Origin of the sequence: Mesorhizobium sp. M0030, from assembly GCF_040323695.1 — a bacterium.
Lineage (GTDB): Bacteria > Pseudomonadota > Alphaproteobacteria > Rhizobiales > Rhizobiaceae > Mesorhizobium.
This window is the reverse complement of the sequence record NZ_JAMYVE010000023.1, coordinates 21,409-39,821: the sequence shown is the minus strand read 5'-3', so window position 1 is coordinate 39,821 and position 18,413 is coordinate 21,409. Positions and strand designations below refer to the sequence as shown.

Annotated in this window: 10 protein-coding genes; 9 read left to right on the top strand and 1 reads right to left on the bottom strand. The window is 63.4% G+C overall.

Annotation, left to right across the window (positions count from 1 at the left end; translation table 11 throughout):
- Window positions 1-2 precede the first annotated feature (2 nt).
- The 7 genes from NKJ80_RS29735 to NKJ80_RS29705 all read left to right on the top strand — a co-directional run bounded on the left by NKJ80_RS29735 (window position 3) and on the right by NKJ80_RS29705 (window position 13,451).
- Window positions 3-6,050 (top strand): translocation/assembly module TamB domain-containing protein, encoded by a 6,048-nt coding sequence (locus NKJ80_RS29735; protein ID WP_352498859.1) that lies wholly within the window; start codon window positions 3-5, stop codon window positions 6,048-6,050.
- 251 nt (window positions 6,051-6,301) lie between these two features.
- Entirely contained in the window at window positions 6,302-7,954 is a 1,653-nt protein-coding gene (locus NKJ80_RS29730; RefSeq protein ID WP_023668187.1) for an ABC transporter substrate-binding protein, read from the top strand.
- A 222-nt stretch (window positions 7,955-8,176) separates the two neighbouring features.
- Window positions 8,177-9,211 carry an ABC transporter permease gene (locus NKJ80_RS29725; protein WP_023687977.1) on the top strand — a complete coding sequence of 345 codons (1,035 nt, stop codon included), beginning with the start codon at window positions 8,177-8,179 and terminating at the stop codon, window positions 9,209-9,211.
- Between the two features lie 13 nt (window positions 9,212-9,224).
- Window positions 9,225-10,382, top strand: coding sequence for an ABC transporter permease (locus NKJ80_RS29720; protein WP_023687978.1), 1,158 nt, complete (start codon window positions 9,225-9,227; stop codon window positions 10,380-10,382).
- 48 nt (window positions 10,383-10,430) lie between these two features.
- The gene (locus NKJ80_RS29715) at window positions 10,431-12,647 is read left to right on the top strand and encodes a dipeptide ABC transporter ATP-binding protein (RefSeq protein ID WP_352498858.1); all 2,217 of its coding nucleotides are present in this window, start codon (window positions 10,431-10,433) and stop codon (window positions 12,645-12,647) included.
- Window positions 12,648-12,789: 142 nt separating this feature from the next.
- Complete coding sequence (locus NKJ80_RS29710) at window positions 12,790-13,017, top strand: hypothetical protein (RefSeq protein ID WP_023668191.1); 228 nt, start codon at window positions 12,790-12,792, stop codon at window positions 13,015-13,017.
- Window positions 13,014-13,451, top strand: coding sequence for a TA system VapC family ribonuclease toxin (locus NKJ80_RS29705; protein WP_023833928.1), 438 nt, complete (start codon window positions 13,014-13,016; stop codon window positions 13,449-13,451). Before NKJ80_RS29710 ends, NKJ80_RS29705 begins: the two co-directional genes overlap by 4 nt.
- Before the next feature lie 56 nt (window positions 13,452-13,507).
- Here NKJ80_RS29705 and NKJ80_RS29700 read toward each other — a convergent pair whose 3' ends face one another.
- A complete protein-coding gene (locus NKJ80_RS29700; RefSeq protein ID WP_023833927.1) occupies window positions 13,508-14,098 on the bottom strand; it encodes a transglycosylase SLT domain-containing protein in 591 nt (196 codons plus the stop codon).
- A gap of 217 nt (window positions 14,099-14,315) precedes the next feature.
- On the opposite strand from NKJ80_RS29700, the gene NKJ80_RS29695 reads away from it, so the two are divergent.
- Together NKJ80_RS29695 and NKJ80_RS29690 are read left to right on the top strand one after the other, a co-directional pair.
- Window positions 14,316-15,854, top strand: a complete 1,539-nt coding sequence (locus NKJ80_RS29695) for a trimethylamine methyltransferase family protein (protein ID WP_023833926.1) — start codon at window positions 14,316-14,318, stop codon at window positions 15,852-15,854.
- A 78-nt stretch (window positions 15,855-15,932) separates the two neighbouring features.
- A complete protein-coding gene (locus NKJ80_RS29690) occupies window positions 15,933-18,374 on the top strand; it encodes a GcvT family protein (RefSeq protein WP_352498857.1) in 2,442 nt (813 codons plus the stop codon).
- Window positions 18,375-18,413 lie beyond the last annotated feature (39 nt).

Sequence of the window (18,413 nt, the reverse complement as noted above, 5' to 3'; positions counted from 1 at the left end):
CGATGAAGATTTTGAAACGCATCCTTCGCCTGTTTTTCTACACGCTGCTGATCGTGGCGGCGGCGGGCATCGGCGCGCTGGTCGTGCTGACCAAGACCGAGCGCGGCCGCGAAAATCTCGCCGGCATCATCTCTGACATGGCCTCGTCAAGGGACAGCAAAGTCACGGTCAGCGGCATTAACGGTATCTGGTCCGGCGCGCTGACGGTCGACCATGTCGTGCTGGAAGACCGCGAGGGCGCCTGGCTGGTGGCCCGCAAGGTGGCCATCGACTGGTCGCCGCTGGCGCTGTTGTCGAAGAATTTCAGCGCCGACCGCATAGCGGCCGAACGGATAGAACTGGCACGGCTGCCTGTGGCGAGCACCGAGCCGAGCCAGAGCGGGTCGGGCGGCCTGCCGGTTTCGCTTGATATCAGAGCGATCGATTTGCCGGAGATCGCGCTCGGCCAGCAACTTGCCGGCAGCGGCATTGCCGAACTTGCGGCCAAGGGATCGGCCAAGGTCGATGCGTCGCCGCTGGCGATCCAGACGGTGCTCAACGTTACCCGCCATGACGGCAAGCAAGGCAATGTCGACGCCAACATCCACTTCGCGCCGGATGAAAACAAGCTTGACCTCGATCTCAAGGCTTCCGAGCCGGCCGGCGGCATCATCGCCAACCTGCTCAAGCTACCCGGCGCGCCGCCGGTCAACATCGTCGTCTCGGGCACCGGGCCGCTGGCCAACTGGAGCGGCGTCGGCACCTTCATGGTCGATGGGCAGATCGTTACCCAGCTCACCGGCCGGCACCAGCTGACCGACAAGGGCAACCGGATCGAGGCCAAGGGCGACGGTTCGTTCGAAGGCTTCCTGCCGGAACGGTTCAAGTCGCTGTTTGCCGGCAAGACCAGTTTCGACCTCGCCGGCACCGCGACCGCAGCCGGCGGCGTCGACATCGAGCGCGCTGCGATCGAGAGCGACGCAGTTCATGGTACCGCTGCCGGCATGGTCGACCCCAACGGCGCCAGCGACCTTTCGGTCGAACTCGTGGCCAAAGCCAAGCCGGTCACGGTCAATGTCGGTACCCAGGCGCAGCCGATCATGGTGGCCATCAACAATGTGACCGCGCGCGCCTTCGGTGACGGCAAGGCGCCGATGATTGACGCCAGCGCTTCACTGGTCTCGGTGGTGGCGGGCGGCTCTCAGGTGAACAATCTCGATGCGAAGATCCATTCCGACGGTTTCGACTTCGAGAACCGCAGCGGCCCGGTCAGCGCGTCGCTGGCGGCGGCCGGGCTGAAGACCGACGTCGCGACGCTGGCGCCGCTGGTGACCGGCAAGCTGACGGCCTCTCTTGCCGGTTCGATCAGCAGGGACGAGATTTCGCTCGACGAAGGCACGCTGCGCAGCGATGCTCTCAATGCCGGGCTGACGGCTAAGGTGACGCTGGCCGATCTCGCCATGACGCTCAAGATGAATGCCGATGCTGTGTCGACGGCGCTGCCGCCGCAGATCAGTTCGCTGCTTGGCGAACGGGTCAAATTCTCGGCGACCGCGACGCGCGATCCGCAGGGCTCTTTCGCCGCCAACTCGATCGAACTCACTTCCGGTTCGCTGAGCGCCAGCGGCACCGCCAGCGCGCAAGGCAGCGATATCCAGGCCGACATCAAGGGCAAGCTCGGCGACGTCTCAGTGCTGTCTTCGCTGGTCGGCGTGCCGGTCGCCGGCGGGGTCGATTTCGCGCTGACGGCAAGCGGCGCGCGCAACGCACCGGATTTCTCGGTTTCGGCCGACAGTGCCAGCCTGACGGCCTCCGGCCGCACGGTCAAGGACATCAAGCTGACCGCATCGGGCAAGGCCGACATTGTGAGCCCGGCCGCAGATATCTCGCTGACCGGCGCGGTCGACGAACAGCCGCTCGCCATCAAGGCGGCGCTGGTGACGAGCGATGGCAAGCGCTCCATCAAGAGGCTCAGCGTAGCGCTGGGCGACAACAAGGTGTCGGGCGACCTCACGCTCGATGAAAAATTCCTGCCGCTGGGGACGCTGACGATCTCCGCCCCCGATATCGCGCCGCTGGCGTCGCTGGCCGGGCAGACGGCGGCCGGCGATATCGGCGGCACCGTGGTGTTCGCCAAAGACGGCGAGGCTCCCACTGTCACCATCAATGCAGCCAGCGTGTCGATCGCGCGCGGCGATGTGGCAGCCAAGGCAGTCACCGTCAGCGCACTGATCGCCAACTATCTCAACAGCCCTGCGATCTCCGGCACGATCAAGGCCGAGAGCGTGACCTCGGGAACGACCGTCGTCAGTGGCATCGGCGTCGACCTCAAGCGTGACGGCGACTGGACGAATTTCACCGGCGGCGCAACCATATCAGGCATTCCGGCGACAGCTGCCGGGCGGGCGAAGATTGCCGGCGGCGCGACCAGCGTCGAGATCGCGTCCGGCGAGGCGACGGTGCGCGGCATCAAGGTGGCGATCGCCGAGCCGTCGAGTCTGACCATTGCCGATGGCATAACCAACATTCAAAGGCTGGTAGTCGATCTCGGCGGCGGCTCGGTGACGCTGTCGGGCACGGCGGGCCAGACGCTCGATCTGGCGGCGACCTTCTCGGCGCTGCCGGCTGCGCTTGCCAATGGCTTTTCACCCGGCCTCGATGCCGGGGGCACGCTCGACGGCACGGCGCAAATCACCGGGCCATCGGCAAATCCCGACATCCACTTCGATGCAAAGCTGGTCGGCGCCGAGACCAGCCAGACCCGTCAGGCCGGGCTCGGGCCGCTCGATGTCGATGCGGCCGGCAGCTATTCCGCGGCCGGCGGCGTCGTGCTCGACCAGGCGACGCTTTCGGGTGAGAAAATCTCCGGCAAGGCGGCCGGCACCCTCAACCCGAACGGCGCCAGCGATTTCGCGCTCGACCTGACCTCTTCCGGTCCGAGCCTGCCGCTGGCGTTCGGCAGCGTGGAAGGCCCGATCAAGCTCGAACTGCAGGCGCTGTCTGTGAAGGCGGCGGGGCAGGCTGCGCAAGCCAAGCTCGATATCTCGGCGGTGTTGCCGTCGTTGGCGACGGATGACGCCAAGGTCGAGGGCATTGCGCTTGCGCTGCATTCCGATGCATTTGATATGAAAAGCCGAACCGGTCCGATCTCGGGCACGGTGACGGCGGACAAGATCGGTCTGGACAATCCGACCATCGCGCCGCTGATCGCCGGCAAGATCACCGCCAAGATCGCCGGCACCCTGGCGGCGGACGCGATCACCATCGACAGCGGCTCGGTGCAGGCCGATGCGCTGGGCAGCGCCTTCAATGGCCGTGTCGGCTTTGCCGATGGAGCAATCGACCTCAACCTCAACGCCGACGTGCTGTCGGCGGCGTTGCCGGCGGCGGCGCGCAGCGTGCTGGCAGAGCGCACGCAGCTCAGCGCCACGCTGAAGCGGGATGGCAATGGCAATGTCAGCGCCAATCCGGTCAAGCTGGCGTCGGGCGCACTGACCGCGGACGGTCAGGCCAGTCTCGCCGACAATAAGCTCAGCGCAGATATCAAGGGTGCACTGGCCGACATCTCACTGTTGTCGAAAGATGCCAAAGGCGCGATCAGCTTCGCACTCAGCGCGCAGGGGCCTAGCCTGGCGCCGGACCTGTCGCTGACAGTCAACAGCGACCGGCTGCTGGTGGCGGAACGCGAAATCACCGGGTTGAAGCTGACCGCCACCGGCAAGGCCGACGCCGCCAATCCGGCGGCCAATGTGCAACTGACCGGCAATGTCGCAGGGCAGGCGCTGCAAGGCAGCGCGGTGCTGGCGACGGCCGACGGCAAGAGCGCCATCAACGGCCTGCTGCTGTCGCTCGGCAACAACAAGATCTCCGGCGACCTTGCGCTCGACGAGGCTTTCGTGCCGGTCGGCACCATCGCGCTCGACCTGCCGGATATCGGGCCCCTGGCGGCGCTGGCGCTGGAAAAGGCCGAAGGCGACGTGCGCGGCACCATCGCCTTCTCAAAGACCGCGGATGGCCCGAACGTCGCCGTCAAGGCTGCGACCGCTTCGATTACGCGCGGCGACCTGCAGGCGAAGACGGTGTCGATCGATGCGCTGGTCGCCAACTATCTCGCCGCGCCGGTCATCTCGGGCCAAATTCGCGCCGACAGCGTCATTTCCGGCGGCACCGCCATCAGCGGCATCGATGTCGATTTGAAGCGCGACGGCGACTGGACCGGGTTTTCCGGCGGCGCCACCGTCAAGGGCATTCCGGCGAAGGCTGCGGGCAGGGTAAAGGTGGCTGGCGGCACCACCACCATCGAACTCGCTTCCGGCCAGGCCACGGTGCAGGGCATCAAGGCGGCCATCGCCCAGGCCTCGACCGTCAGCATCGCGAACGGCACCACGACGCTGGACAAGCTGGTGCTCAATCTCGGTGGCGGCACGGCGACGGTGACCGGCAAGGTCGGGCAGGCACTCGACATCAGTGCCGCGCTGTCGAAGGTGCCGGCTTCGCTGGCCAACAGTTTTTCGCCGGGCCTCCAGGCCGCCGGTTCGATTTCAGGGACTGTGAAGGTGACGGGCGCGTTGGGCAATCCGGCTGTCGCCTTCGATATCGATGCCGGCGGGGTGCAGACCTCGCAGACGCGCAGCGCCGGTCTTGGCGGCATGAATATCTCTTCGTCGGGAACATTCGCCGGCAAGAAGCTCACCTTCAACGCCGACATCAGCGACGGCGCCGGGCTTGGCCTCAAGGGCGGCGGTACGGTGACGACGGCCGGCACACCAGCGCTGGTGCTCGACTTCAACGGCAAGGTGCCATTTTCCTTCCTGGCCGCCAAGCTTGCGGCGCAAGGCCTGTCGCTCAGCGGCACCGCCAACGTCAATATCCAGGTGCGCGGCCCGGCGGCGTCGCCGGTGATCGGCGGCACGGTCAGCACGTCGGGCGCCCGCCTGGTCGACGCGCGCTCCGGCCTTGCCGTCAATGACATTGCCGCCGACATTTCGATCGGCAAGGGCGTTGCCCGGATCAACCGGCTGACCGGCACGCTGTCGACACGCGGCAGCCTGTCGGCCTCCGGCACACTCGGCATCAATCCGGCGCAAGGTTTCCCAGCCGATTTGTCCATCAAGCTGGTTGACGGCCGCTATACCGACGGCAGGGTGGTGACAGCCAATCTCGGCGGCGACCTGACCATCAAGGGGCCGCTCACCTCGGCGCCGGTGATTTCGGGCACCGTCAACCTGGCCAAGACCGTCATCACAGTTCCCGATAAGCTGCCGGGCTCGCTGGCAGCGCTCGGTGTCAAGCACAAGAACGCCCCCGCCAGCGTGCGGGCGCAGGATAAGGCCTTGCGACCGGCGGCGGCCAGCGGTGGTGGCGGCAGTGGGCTTGTCCTCGACGTCACGGTCAATGCGCCGAACCAGATCTTCATCCAGGGCAGGGGCGTCGATGCCGAGTTCGGCGGTTCGCTGAGGCTGACCGGCCCGGCGGCTTCGCCGCAGGCCGTCGGCACCTTCACCTTGCAGCGTGGGCGGCTGTCGATTCTCGGCAAACGGCTGACCTTTACCGAAGGCACGGTCGGCTTTTCGGGCTCGCTGGTGCCCTACCTCAACTTGACCGCGACATCGACCACGACCAGCGCCACCGTCACCATCGTCGTGTCGGGCGAAGCGACCAACCCGAAATTCGACTTCTCATCGGTGCCGGCGCTGCCCGAGGACGAGGTGCTGGCGCAGCTGATTTTCGGCCGCTCTATGTCGAACCTGTCGCCGCTTCAGATCGCGCAGTTGGCCGAGGCCGCCGGCCAACTGGCCGGCGTCGGCGGCTCGACCTCGCTGCTCGAAAACCTGCGCAGTGCAATCGGCGTCGATGACCTGGATGTGACCACCGATGACCAGGGCGGCACCGCCGTGTCGGCGGGCAAGTACCTCAATGACCGCACCTATGTGACGATCCAGAAAGGCGACAGGCCAGGATCGGGCAAGGCGACGATCGACCTCAATGTGGGACGCGGCGTCAAGCTGCGCGGCGAGGCCAATGATGGCGGCGAGGCCAAGGGCGGCATATTCTACGAAAAGGAATATTGAGTTCCTGGCCCTTACCGCCGCCGGAACTGGCGCTGTCTCAACCCGCCCAAATGTATCAATACTCGCCTAAGCAGATTCCGGCGGAATCTGGGCGCGCTAGCACTTTTGCGCCAAGTCTGTCGTTATCACGCGAACCGCTCCCTTTTCAAAGTTGCACATTCCCTAACAGGTTCCGTAGCCATGCCGTCTTTGACATCACGGCAGGGATGCGGAATGTTAAAAGGCGGAAAGCCAACAATGGGAGTTAAGGTATGACAAATTACAAGAGTAATGGCGATCGCGTTCCCGATCACATCCTGGCCATGGCCGAAGAAGCCAAGGCAGGCAAAGTCGATCGCCGCGAGTTCCTCGCCATGGCGAGCGTGTTCGGCGCGTCGACTGCGATGGCCTACGGCATGCTCGGCGTAGCCGTGCCGACCCAAGCCAGGGCCGAAGAGGTGCAGGGCAAGAAGGGCGGCATCCTGAAAGTCGCGCAATGGGTCAAGGATCCCAAGGATCCACGCAAGGCCGACTGGTCGGAAATCGCCAATGCCGAGCGCCAGGCGCTTGAGCCGCTGGTCAAGTACACCAGCGAATACACGTTCCGCCCGTACCTTCTGGAGAGCTGGGAGGTCAACGACGACGCCACCGAGTACACGCTGCATGTGCGCAAGGGTGTGACCTGGTCGAATGGCGATGCCTTCACCGCCGATGACGTCATCTTCAATCTCAAGCGCTGGGCCGACAAGAAGGCCGAGGGCAATTCGATGCCTGGCCGTCTCGGCACGCTGGTCAAGGACGACAAACTCGACGAAAGCGCCGTGACCAAGGTTGACGACCACACCGTCAAGCTGAAGCTCGGCAAGGCCGACATCGCGCTCATTCCGAACATGTGCGACTATCCCGGCCTCATCGTGCACAAGAGCTTCGACGAGAAGGGCGGCGACTTCAAAGCCTGCCCGATCGGTACCGGCCCGTTCGAGCTCGTCTCCTACGATGTCGGCCAGAAGGTGGTCTACAAGCGCCGCGAGGACAACAAGTGGTGGGACGGCGAGGTGTTCCTCGACGGCATCGAATTCGTCGACTACGGCACCGATCCGGCAGCCATGGTCAGTGCCTTCGAGGCCGGCGAAGTCCATACGAATTTCGAGACCTCGGCCGACTATGTGTCGATCCTCGACGGACTGGACCTGGTCAAGTCCGAAATCGTCACCGCGTCGACCATCGTGTGCCGCACCAACATCAACAACAAGCCTTACGGCGATCAGAAAGTGCGCAACGCGCTGCAGTTGGCGGTCGACAACAATGTCGTTCTGCAGCTTGGCTACGGAAATGCCGGCACGGTGGCTGAAAACCACCATGTCTGCCAAATCCACCCGGAATATTACGAGCTGCCCAAAGTCGCTCGCGATCCGGCCAAGGCCAAGGCGCTGATGGCGGAAGCCGGCCAGGCCGACTTCGAGCATGAGCTGATCACGGTCGACGAAGACTGGCACAAGAATACCGGCGACGCCATCGCCGCGCAGATGCGCGACGCCGGCCTCAAGGTAAAGCGCACGGTGCTGCCGGGCTCGACGTTCTGGAACGACTGGACCAAGTACCCGCTGTCGATGACCAACTGGAACATGCGCCCGCTCGGCGTTCAGGTTCTGGCGATCGGCTACCGCACCGGCGAGGCGTGGAACGAGTCGGCCTATTCCAACCCCGAATGGGATGCCAAGCTCAATGCAGCATTGGCCGTCGCCGATGCGGCCAAGCGCAAGGAAATGATGAAGGACATCGAGCAGATCCTGCAGGATTCCGGCATCATGATCCAGCCATACTGGCGCAAGCTCTACAGCCACTCGGTCAAGGCGGTGCAGAATTACAAGATGCATCCGACCTTCGAGCGCGACTACGGCAAGGTCTGGCTCGACCAGGCGTGATCGGAAGTCAGGGAAGGGGCGCTTCGCTCCTTCCCGTCACGCCTCGCATGGCCCAGAACCGGAAGCCGCCGCAGCAAAAAGTTGCGGACTCTCCTGAAAGACCGTTCAATAAAACTGGGTTGATTGCATCCGAGTGCCGATTTGACGGCCAACTCTGCCGGCAACGGCAAAGCTGGTTTTTCGAACTGGCTCCAACCCCAACCAGACCGGCAGGGGACCGCCATGCTTTCTTTCGTAATCCGGCGTCTCGGCACCATGGCATTGACGATGCTGTGCCTGACGATGATCGTCTTCTTCCTGATCAACCTCGAGCCGAATTTGAAGAAGCTGGCGATCAGCCAGACCGAAATGCACACATCGGCCGAACAGCTCGAAAGCTGGCTGGTCAACCATGGCTACCGGCAGAACTTCTTCGTGCGCTACGGCCAATGGCTGGGCGTCGTCCCGAAGCAACCGGTGACCGATCCGGCGACCGGCAAGCCGACGCAGCGTTTCTCCTTCTGCAACGAACCGCTGGAGCCGAAATTCTCCGGCATCCTGGAAGGTGATTTCGGCTGCTCGACCAAGTTCAAAACCACCGTTGCGTCAAAGCTATTCCCCGCACTCGCCGCCACCGGTATCCTGATGCTCTGCGTGCTGTTGGTGATGGTGCCGATTTCGCTGCTGATCGGCATCCTGGCCGGCATGCGCGAGGGCTCGCGAACGGACCGAACACTGTCCGTCGCATCGATCGCGTCCACGGCGACGCCCGAATATGTGTCGGGCGTCATCTTCACCGTCATCTTCGCCTCCTGGCTCGGCTGGCTCAACGGTTCGGCCGCCTCGGCAAGCCAGGGCATCACCTTCTACAATTTCACCCTGCCGGTGATGACGCTGGCGATCTACGGTATCGGCTACATCGCCCGCATGACGCGCGCCTCGATGGTCGAGGTGATGACGCAGCAATATATCCGCACCGCCCGGCTGAAGGGGCTTTCCTTCGGCAGCGTCGTCGTCAAGCACGCGCTGCGCAATGCGCTGATCGCGCCCTTCACCGTCATCATGCTGCAATTTCCTTGGCTGCTTACCGGCGTCGTCATCGTCGAGGTGATGTTCCGCTACCAGGGCTTTGGCTACACGCTGGTCGAGGCCGCCGGCAACAACGACATCGATCTGCTGCTTGGCTGTTCACTGGTGTCGGTGTTCATCGTGCTGATCACGCAGCTCATCTCGGATGTCGGCTACGCGTTCCTCAATCCGCGTATCAGAGTTCAATAGGGGGCTGGGGCAGATGCAGGTCGAATATATCGGTGCCTTCAATGTCGTGCTCGGCGTTATTGGGCGTTTCTGGCCGGTCTGGTTAGGGCTTGCCCTGGTGATGGGGGTGAGCTTCACCTACAAGAAAAGGCTCGGCCTCTACGGCCAGTTGTTCGATAGCGGCGTCGGCATAGTCGGTGTCGGCATCTGCCTGTTCTGGCTGTTCACGGCAATCTTCGCGTCGACCGTCGCGCCCTTCGATCCGCTCGCCCAGGTCCCGATCATGAAGGATGCGCTGCCGGGCGCGCTCGAGCCGGTATCGAAACTCATCTACTATTTCGGCGGCGACAAGCTCGCCCGCGACGTCTTTTCGCGCATGGTCTATGGCAGCCAGATCGTGCTGATCATCGCACCGGCGGCGACCGGTTTCGCGCTGATGGTCGGCATCACGCTCGGTCTGCCCGCCGGTTACTATGGCGGCCGGATCGACACCGTGCTGTCGTTCCTGGCCAATCTGGTGCTGGCCTTCCCGGTGATCCTGCTGTTTTACCTGCTGGTGACGCCGGGCATCATGGATACGCCGATCCCCTACGCCATGGCCGGGCTGTTCTTCCTGTTCCCGATCATCTTCTTTTCGGTGCTGTTCTGGACCCGCTACAAGAACCGGCCGGACCGCCTCTATATATTGCTCGGGCTGACGCTGGTCATCGGCGGCTGGGTCTATGCCGGCCTGGTGTTCGACGCCGATCCGTTCAAGATCATCCACATCGATCCCAACCAGCTCAACATCTTCGTGGCGGTGGTGTTCGCCTCCAGCCCCGGCGTGTTCCGCATCGTGCGCGGCCTGGTGATGGACATCAAGACGCGCGACTATGTGGCGGCGGCGCAGACGCGCGGTGAATCGCCCTGGTACATCATGCTGTGGGAGATCCTGCCCAATGCGCGCGGACCGCTGATCGTCGATGCCTGCCTGCGCATCGGCTACACCACGATCCTGCTCGGCACGCTCGGCTATTTCGGGCTGGGCCTGGCGCCGGAGAGCCCGGATTGGGGCACCGCGATCAAGGACGCCAGCCGCCTGCTGCGCTCGTTCATCCACCCGGCGCTGCCGCCGACAATCGCGCTGATGTCGTTCGTGCTGGGCTTGAACCTGCTTGCCGACTCGCTGCGCGAACAATCGATGAAAGACTGATCTGCGGGTTTCGGCCCCGCGAGCATAAAAATAGGATTGGAGCGACCCATGAATGAGGCAGTTCGAAATCCCGGCAACCCGACCCTTGGGCCAAGCGCTGCGCCGATCATCGAGATCGAGAACCTGTCGATCTCCTTCTTCACCCGCAAGGGCGAGATCCCTGCCGTCATGGACTTTTCCTGCACGGTGATGCCGGGCGAAGCCATGGGCATCGTCGGCGAGTCCGGCTGCGGCAAGTCGACCGTGTCGCTCGGCATCATGCGCGACCTCTCCAACATCGGAAAGATCGTCGGCGGCAAGATCAAGTTCCAGGGCAAGGACATGGGCGAGCTGTCCGACGAGGAGTTGCGCTCCATCCGCGGCAACAAGATCGCCATGATCTACCAGGAGCCGATGGCGAGCCTCAATCCGGCGATGAAGGTCGGCCAGCAATTGATGGAAGTGCCGCTGATCCACGACAAGGTGTCGAAGGAAGAGGCTTACAAAAGGGCGCTCGAAATGGTGCGCTCGGTGAGATTGCCCGATCCCGAACGGATGATGCGTTCCTATCCGCACCAGCTGTCCGGTGGCCAGCAGCAGCGCATCGTCATTGCCATGGCGCTGCTGTCGAAACCGGCGCTGCTTCTGCTCGACGAGCCGACGACGGCGCTCGACGTGACGGTGGAGGCCGGCATCGTCGAACTGGTCAAGGGGCTGGGCGAGAAGTTCGGCACGTCGATGATCTTCGTGTCGCACAATCTCGGCCTCATCCTCGAGACCTGCGACCGCATCACGGTGATGTATTCGGGCGAAGCGGTCGAGACCGGCAAGATCAAGGACGTGTTCGACCGGATGCGTCACCCCTATACGCAAGGGCTGTTCCGCTCGATTCCGCTGCCGGGCGCCGACAAGAATTCGCGGCCGCTGATCTCTATCCCCGGCCAGTTGCCGCTGCCGCATGAGCGGCCCAAGGGCTGCAATTTCGGGCCGCGCTGCCACCATTTCGTCGAGGGCGTCTGCAACGCCGCCGAAATCCCGATGATCGAGGTCGCCGGTCACGAAGGGCATTTCTCGCGCTGCGTGCGCTTCAACGAGATCGACTGGGAAGCGCTGCCTCCCGGCGCCAAGAAGGTCAATGAGAAGGTCGTGCCCGGCGCCCCGGTGCTCAAGATCGAGGATTTGAGAAAATACTACAAGGTCGGCGGCAGCGAAGTGTTCGGCTCCAGCGAAGGCCGCGTCGTCAAGGCCAATGAGACGATCTCGTTCATGGCGCGCGAATCCGAGACCGTCGCCATCGTCGGCGAGTCCGGCTGTGGAAAGTCGACACTGGCCAAGGTCCTGCTGGGGCTGGAGACGGCAAGTGCCGGCACAGTGACGCTGGGCAACAAGGAGATCCAGTCGACCGGCATCGAAAAGCGCAGCGTCGAAACGGTGTCGTCGATCCAGATGGTGTTCCAGAACCCGTTCGATACACTCAATCCCAGCCACTCCGTCGGTTCGCAGATCATCCGCACGCTGGAAAAATTCAAAGTCGGCAACAATGTCGCCGAGCGGCGCAAGCGCATGCTGGAATTGCTCGACCTGGTGAAGCTGCCGCGGGCCTTCGAGACACGCAAGCCGCGCCAGTTGTCGGGCGGCCAGAAGCAGCGCATCGGCGTGGCGCGTGCCTTTGCCGGCGATGCCAAGGTGGTGGTGGCCGACGAGCCGGTGTCGGCACTCGACGTCTCGGTGCAGGCGGCCGTGACCGAGCTGCTGATGGACATCCAGCGCAAGAACAAGACGACGATGCTGTTCATCAGCCACGATCTGTCCGTCGTGCGCTACATCGCCGACCGCGTCGTCGTCATGTATCTCGGCTACATCGTCGAGCAGGGCACGACCGACCAGATCTTCGCGCCACCCTATCACCCCTACACAGAGGCGCTGCGGTCGGCGATCCCGATCGCCGACACCAGCGTGGTCAAACGGCACATCGTGCTCGAAGGCGATATCCCGTCGGCGATGAACCCGCCGAGCGGCTGCCCGTTCCAGACGCGCTGCGGCTACAAGAGGCTGGTGCCGGACAATCTGTGCGAGACCAAGGTGCCGCCGGTGAAGCATCTCGGCGATGGCCATATGAGCCTGTGCTGGCTGTCGGACGATGTGCTGGCGACGATGGAGCCGGTGATCAAGTTCGACAGGGAACACGCAGCGCATGAGGGCGTGCCGGAAGACGCACCGGATGGGATCGGCCCCGGTTTCGCCGGCGAACCGCCGAAGCGCCCGCATGGCAAGAAGCCGAGCTGACCAGCCATAGAGGCAATGCCGCTCGTTGGCGCATTGCCGCAGCGTCGCCATAGCTCAAGGAACGACAGCTACGTTCGCTTGAATATTGCTGTCCATTGCTTTATGTGATGCGTGATGTTTGATGCGCGGTAGGGAGCATGTTGTGAGAACCACACTTGCAATCGATGACGATGTCCTACTTGCGGCCAAGGCCATGGCGCGACAGCAGGATCGCAGCGTTGGCGACGTCATTTCCGATCTGGCTCGCCGCTCACTGCGCAGGCCCCCGACCGGCGGTGAACGCAACGGCATCCCCTTGCTTGCATCGCGGCCCGACGGCCCGATGGTCGATCTCGAAATGGTCAATGCGCTTCGCGACGAATTGCCGTGACCTTCCTGCTCGACGTCAATGTGTTGATTGCGTTGATCGATCCGGCTCACGTCGCGCATGAAGATGCCCATCGGTGGTTCCAATCCACCGGGCATTTATCATGGGCAACATGTCCCATTACCGAGAATGGCGTCATCAGGATTGTAAGCAACCCGAAATACCCCAATTCTCCGGGTTCGCCCGCCGTGGTGGCGCAGATTGTCGGCAAGCTGCATGCCCTTTCAGGACATCAGTTCTGGCCTGACGAGATCAGCCTTGTCGGTTCCAACGACATCGATGCAGCCAGGATCCTCACCCCGGCACAGGTAACGGATAGCTATCTGTTGGGACTCGCCAAGGCGCGTGACGGCCAATTGGCGACGTTTGACCGAAAGCTGTCGACGGCAGCGGTAAAGAGAGGGAGGTCGATCCTCCACCTGATCTCAAGCGAATGAATGGCTGAGTTCCGCTTCGATCGCAAACTGCGTGGCTGCAAGACCGCTTGGCAACGTCAGCTGCCGCATTGCTGCAGCTGTTCGGCATAGTCGCGGGCCATCTTTTCGGTCGCCCTGGCATAGCCCTGCACGCCGGCGTCACCACGGTTGCCACGGCCGTAGGCCGTCCAGCCGAGATAGTAGGCGAGGTAGAGATTGTAGGTGTCGTTGCGGGCGACGCCGAACGTGTCTGATGTCTTGGAATGATACCAGCCGACGAAATCGACGGCATCGGCAAACTTGGTCCGCCTCGCCGCCCAACTGCCGGTTTCGCTCTGATATTGCGACCAGGTGCCGTCGAGCGCCTGCGAGAAACCGGTGGCTGACGAGACATGTTTCCACGGAATGAAGCCGAGTAGTTTGGTACGCGGCGGCCTGGCATTGCTCTTGAAACCGGATTCCTTGCGCACCGTCGCCATCAGCACGGAGACGGGGACGCCGTATTTCTGCGAGGCGCGCTCGGCGGCCGACTGCCAGTTGTCGAACCAGCCGTCGTTCTGGTCGAAGACGGCGCAGACATCGTTGATATGGTTGGGCGGCGTCGCGCAGGCCGGCAAAGCCAGCAGCACGCCAACCGCTACAATTTTACTCAAACTCGAACTACGCATTGGAAAACGAATAGGCCGAAATCATAAAGGGAATCTTGCGGCGTTTCTTAACGGCTTGCCGGCTTGACTGCGCTCAGTGGGCCTGTATCATTATTCCGACCTTTCGAGTCGCCTTTATCTCCGTCAGAATTCGAAAATGCCGCCTTGGCTAAAATCACGTCCGCGAAGGGCGGATTTCTGACAGCGATGTCCGGATGCCGGCGCTCTGATGCCAGGCATGAATGAACCAAGACGCAAGCGCGGCGCGGAGCGAACCAGCAACCGGGGGCCTGCCGCCATCCCGCAACTTCCACTGCGGCGGGTGACCAATCCCTATCCGCCGATGGCGATGCTCTCAGTCGACCAGGTCGAAACGATCCACCAGGCGTCGATGCATATTCTGGAAAATTTCGGCATCGAGGTGATGTCTCAGCGGGCGCTGGCGCTGTTCGAGAAGGCGGGCGCAAAGGTCGACCATGCAACGGCGAACGTCCGCATCGACCGGGGCCTTGTCGCCGAGGCGCTGAAGACCACGCAGTCCAGCTACCGGCTGACGCCGCGCAACCCCGCGAACACCATTCATCTCGGCGGCAACACGCTCAATTTCACCCTCGTCGCCGGGCCGCCCAATGTGCACGACATGGAGCGCGGCCGGCGCGCTGGAAACTTGCACGACTATGCCGATCTGACCCGGCTGGCGCAGCATTTCAACTGCATCCACATGCTCGGCAACCAGGTCTGCGCGCCGGTGGAACTGCCGGCGAACACCAGGCACATGGATACCTATTTCACCAATCTGACGCTGACCGACAAATCCTTCCATGTCTCGGCGATCGGACGAGGCCGGGCGCTGGACGGCATCGAGATGATGGCAATCGCGCGCGGGCTGACGCTGGACGAGATGCGCGATGATCCCGGCATTGCCACCATCATCTCGGTCAACTCGCCGCGGCGTTTCGACGAGATGATGGCCGAAGGGCTGATGACCATGGCTGAGTTCGGCCAGTCGGTGGCGGTGACGCCGTTCACGCTGATGGGCGCGATGAGCCCGGTGACGCTCGCCGGCGCCCTGGCGCAGCAGAATGCCGAGGCGCTGTTCGGCGTGGTGCTGACGCAACTGGTGCGCCCCGGCGCGCCAGTGATGTACGGCGCCTTCACCTCCAACGTCGACATGAAGTCGGGCGCGCCGGCCTTCGGAACGCCGGAGAACACCAAGGCCAACATCGCCTCGGGGCAATTGGCGCGGCGCTACAACCTGCCCTACCGCACCACACCGGGGTCGGCATCGAATGCGGCGGACGCGCAAGGCGCCTACGAGACGCTGATGGCGCTGTGGGGCGCTGTGCTCGGCCACGGCAACCTCGTCTATCATGCCGCCGGCTGGCAGGAGGGCGGGCTGACGGCATCGTTCGAAAAGCTCATCATCGATGTCGAGATGATCCAGCACATGATGGAATTCCTGCGCCCGATCGTCGTCGACGAGGCTGAGCTTGCTGTCGAGGCGCTGGGCGCGGTGCCGACCGGCGGCCATTTCTTCGGCGAACCGCACACGCTGGAACGCTATGCCACGGCCTTCTACCAGCCGATGCTGTCCAACTGGCAGAATTACGAGGCCTGGCAGGAAGCCGGCGGCCTCGACACCACGGCGCGCGCGACGCGGCTGTGGAAGAAGGCGCTGGAAGATTATGTCGAGCCGGTAATGGACATCGCCGTGCGCGAGGCGCTGGAGGCGTATGTGGCCAGGCGCAAGGAAGCGATCGGGCAGGGCGAGCCGTGATTTTTTCAGCGTCGGCGCGCGGCGCTGCCTTTCTGATTCACCTTATCTCCTCAACTCATTGATAACAGAGCAAAACTCATGAAATCGCATGCAAAGGTCGTGGTCATTGGCGGTGGCGTCGTCGGGTGTTCGGTGCTGTTCCATCTGGCCCGCCATGGCTGGACCGATGTCGTGCTGCTGGAGCGCGACGAGCTGACCTCGGGCTCGACCTGGCATGCGGCCGGCGGCATGCACACGATCAATGGCGACCCCAACGTCGCCAAGCTGCAGAAATACACGATCTCGCTCTACAAGGACATCGAGGAGCTGTCGGGACAGGCGACCGGCGTACATCTGACGGGCGGCGTGCTTCTGGCGGCGACCGAGGCGCGGCTCGACTGGCTGCGCGGCGTCGTCGCCAAAGGGCGTTACCTCGGCATCGAGCTCGAAGAAATATCGGCCAATGAAGCGGCCGAGCTGATGCCGCTGCTCGACCCGAAACAATTCGTCGGCGCCGTCCGCAACAAGGAGGACGGCCATCTCGATCCCTCCGGCGTGACCCATGCCTATGCCAAGGCCGCGCGGAAACTGGGCGCCGAGGTCGAGCGCTTCACCAAGGTCGAGGACATTGTGCGCCGGCCCGACGGCATGTGGCGCGTCGTCACCAACAAGGGCGAAGTGGTGGCCGAGCATGTCGTCAATGCCGGCGGGTTATGGGCGCGCGAGGTCGGCCGCATGGTCGGGCTGGAGCTGCCGGTGCTGGCAATGGAGCACATGTACCTGATCACCGAGGATATGCCCGAGGTGGCGGCGTGGAACGCCAAGACCGGGACCGAGATCATCCATGCCGTCGATTTCGATGGTGAGCTGTACCTGCGCCAGGAGCGCGGCGGCATGCTGATGGGCACGTACGAGAAGGCCAATAAGGTCTGGTCCGAATTCCAGACGCCGTGGAATTTCGGCCATGAATTGCTGGAGCCGGACATCGACCGCATCGCGCCGTCGCTCGAAGTCGGCTTCAGGCATTTCCCGGCCTTCGAGAGGACCGGCATCAAGCAGATCATCAACGGGCCCTTCACCTTCGCGCCGGACGGCAATCCGCTGGTCGGGCCGGTGCGTGGCCTTCCCGGCTTCTGGGTCGCCTGCGGCGTCATGGCGGGCTTTTCACAAGGCGGCGGCGTCGGCCTGGCGCTGTCCAACTGGATGATCGAGGGCGATCCCGGCGCCGACATCTGGGCGATGGATGTCGCGCGCTACGGCGACTGGGCGACGATGGCCTACACCAATGCCAAGGTGCGCGAGAACTATTCGCGCCGCTTCTCGATCCGCTTCCCCAATGAGGAACTGCCCGCGGGGCGGCAGCTGAAGACGACTCCGATCTACGATCTGCTATCGGCCAAGGGCGCGCAATGGGGCGTGTCCTATGGGCTGGAAGTGCCGCTATGGTTTGCGCCCGAGGGTGTCAGGGACGAGTTCTCGTGGCGGCGGTCCAGCGATTTTTCCCATGTCGCCAATGAGGTCGCGACGGTTCGTGAGAGCGTCGGCCTGGCGGAGATTTCGAACTTCGCCAAATACAAGGTGACGGGAGAAGGGGCGGCCGCTTGGCTCGACCTGATCTTTGCCTGCAAGTTGCCCAAGCCAGGCCGCATGACGCTGGCGCCGATGCTGAAGGATGACGGCAAGCTCATCGGCGATTTCACGCTGGCCAATATCGGTGCCCCCAATTCCAACGGGACCGAGTGGTTCATCGCCGGCTCCGGCATTGCCGAGCAATATCATATGCGCTGGTTCGAGGCGCATTTACCTGCGGATAGCTCAGTGCGCATAGAGGCGCTGGGCCAGAGGCTGACCGGCCTCGCCATTGCGGGGCCCAAGGCGAGGGAGGTGCTGGCAAAGGTCAGCCGCGCGGATGTCGCCAACACCGCATTCCCCTTCATGGCGGTCGCGAAAATGGACATCGGCACGGCGCCGTGCCTGGTCGGCCGCGTCAGCTACACCGGCGATCTCGGCTACGAGATCTGGGTGGCGCCGGAATATCAGCGCGCTGCCTTCCAGGCGTTGATGGCGGCAGGCGAGGAATTCGGCCTCGGCCTGTTCGGCTCGCGCGCGCTCAATGGGCTGCGGCTGGAGAAAAACTACGGCTCATGGGCGCGCGAATACCGGCCGATCTACGGGCCGCTGGAGGCCGGGCTCGACCGTTTCGTCGCCTATGGCAAGGATGCCGATTTCATCGGTAAAACCGGCGCTCTTGCCGAGCGCAAGCAGGGCGGCAAGCTCAGGCTGCGCACATTTATCCTCGATGCCGACGATGCCGATGTCATCGGCGACGAGCCGATCTGGTACGATGGCGCGGTGCGCGGCTGGGTAACGTCGGGCGGCTATGCGCATCACTCGAAGAAATCCGTCGCCATCGGCTATGTGCCGAAGGAGATCGCAGACAAGAGCGACGGCTTCGAAATCGAACTTTTGGGCAAGCGCCACGCGGCGCGCGTTCAGGCAGCGCCGCTCTTTGACGCGAACTTCGAGCGAATGCGCGCCTGAAGCGCTTCGGCTTCGCCGAGGCGCTTCAGATTCTTGGTG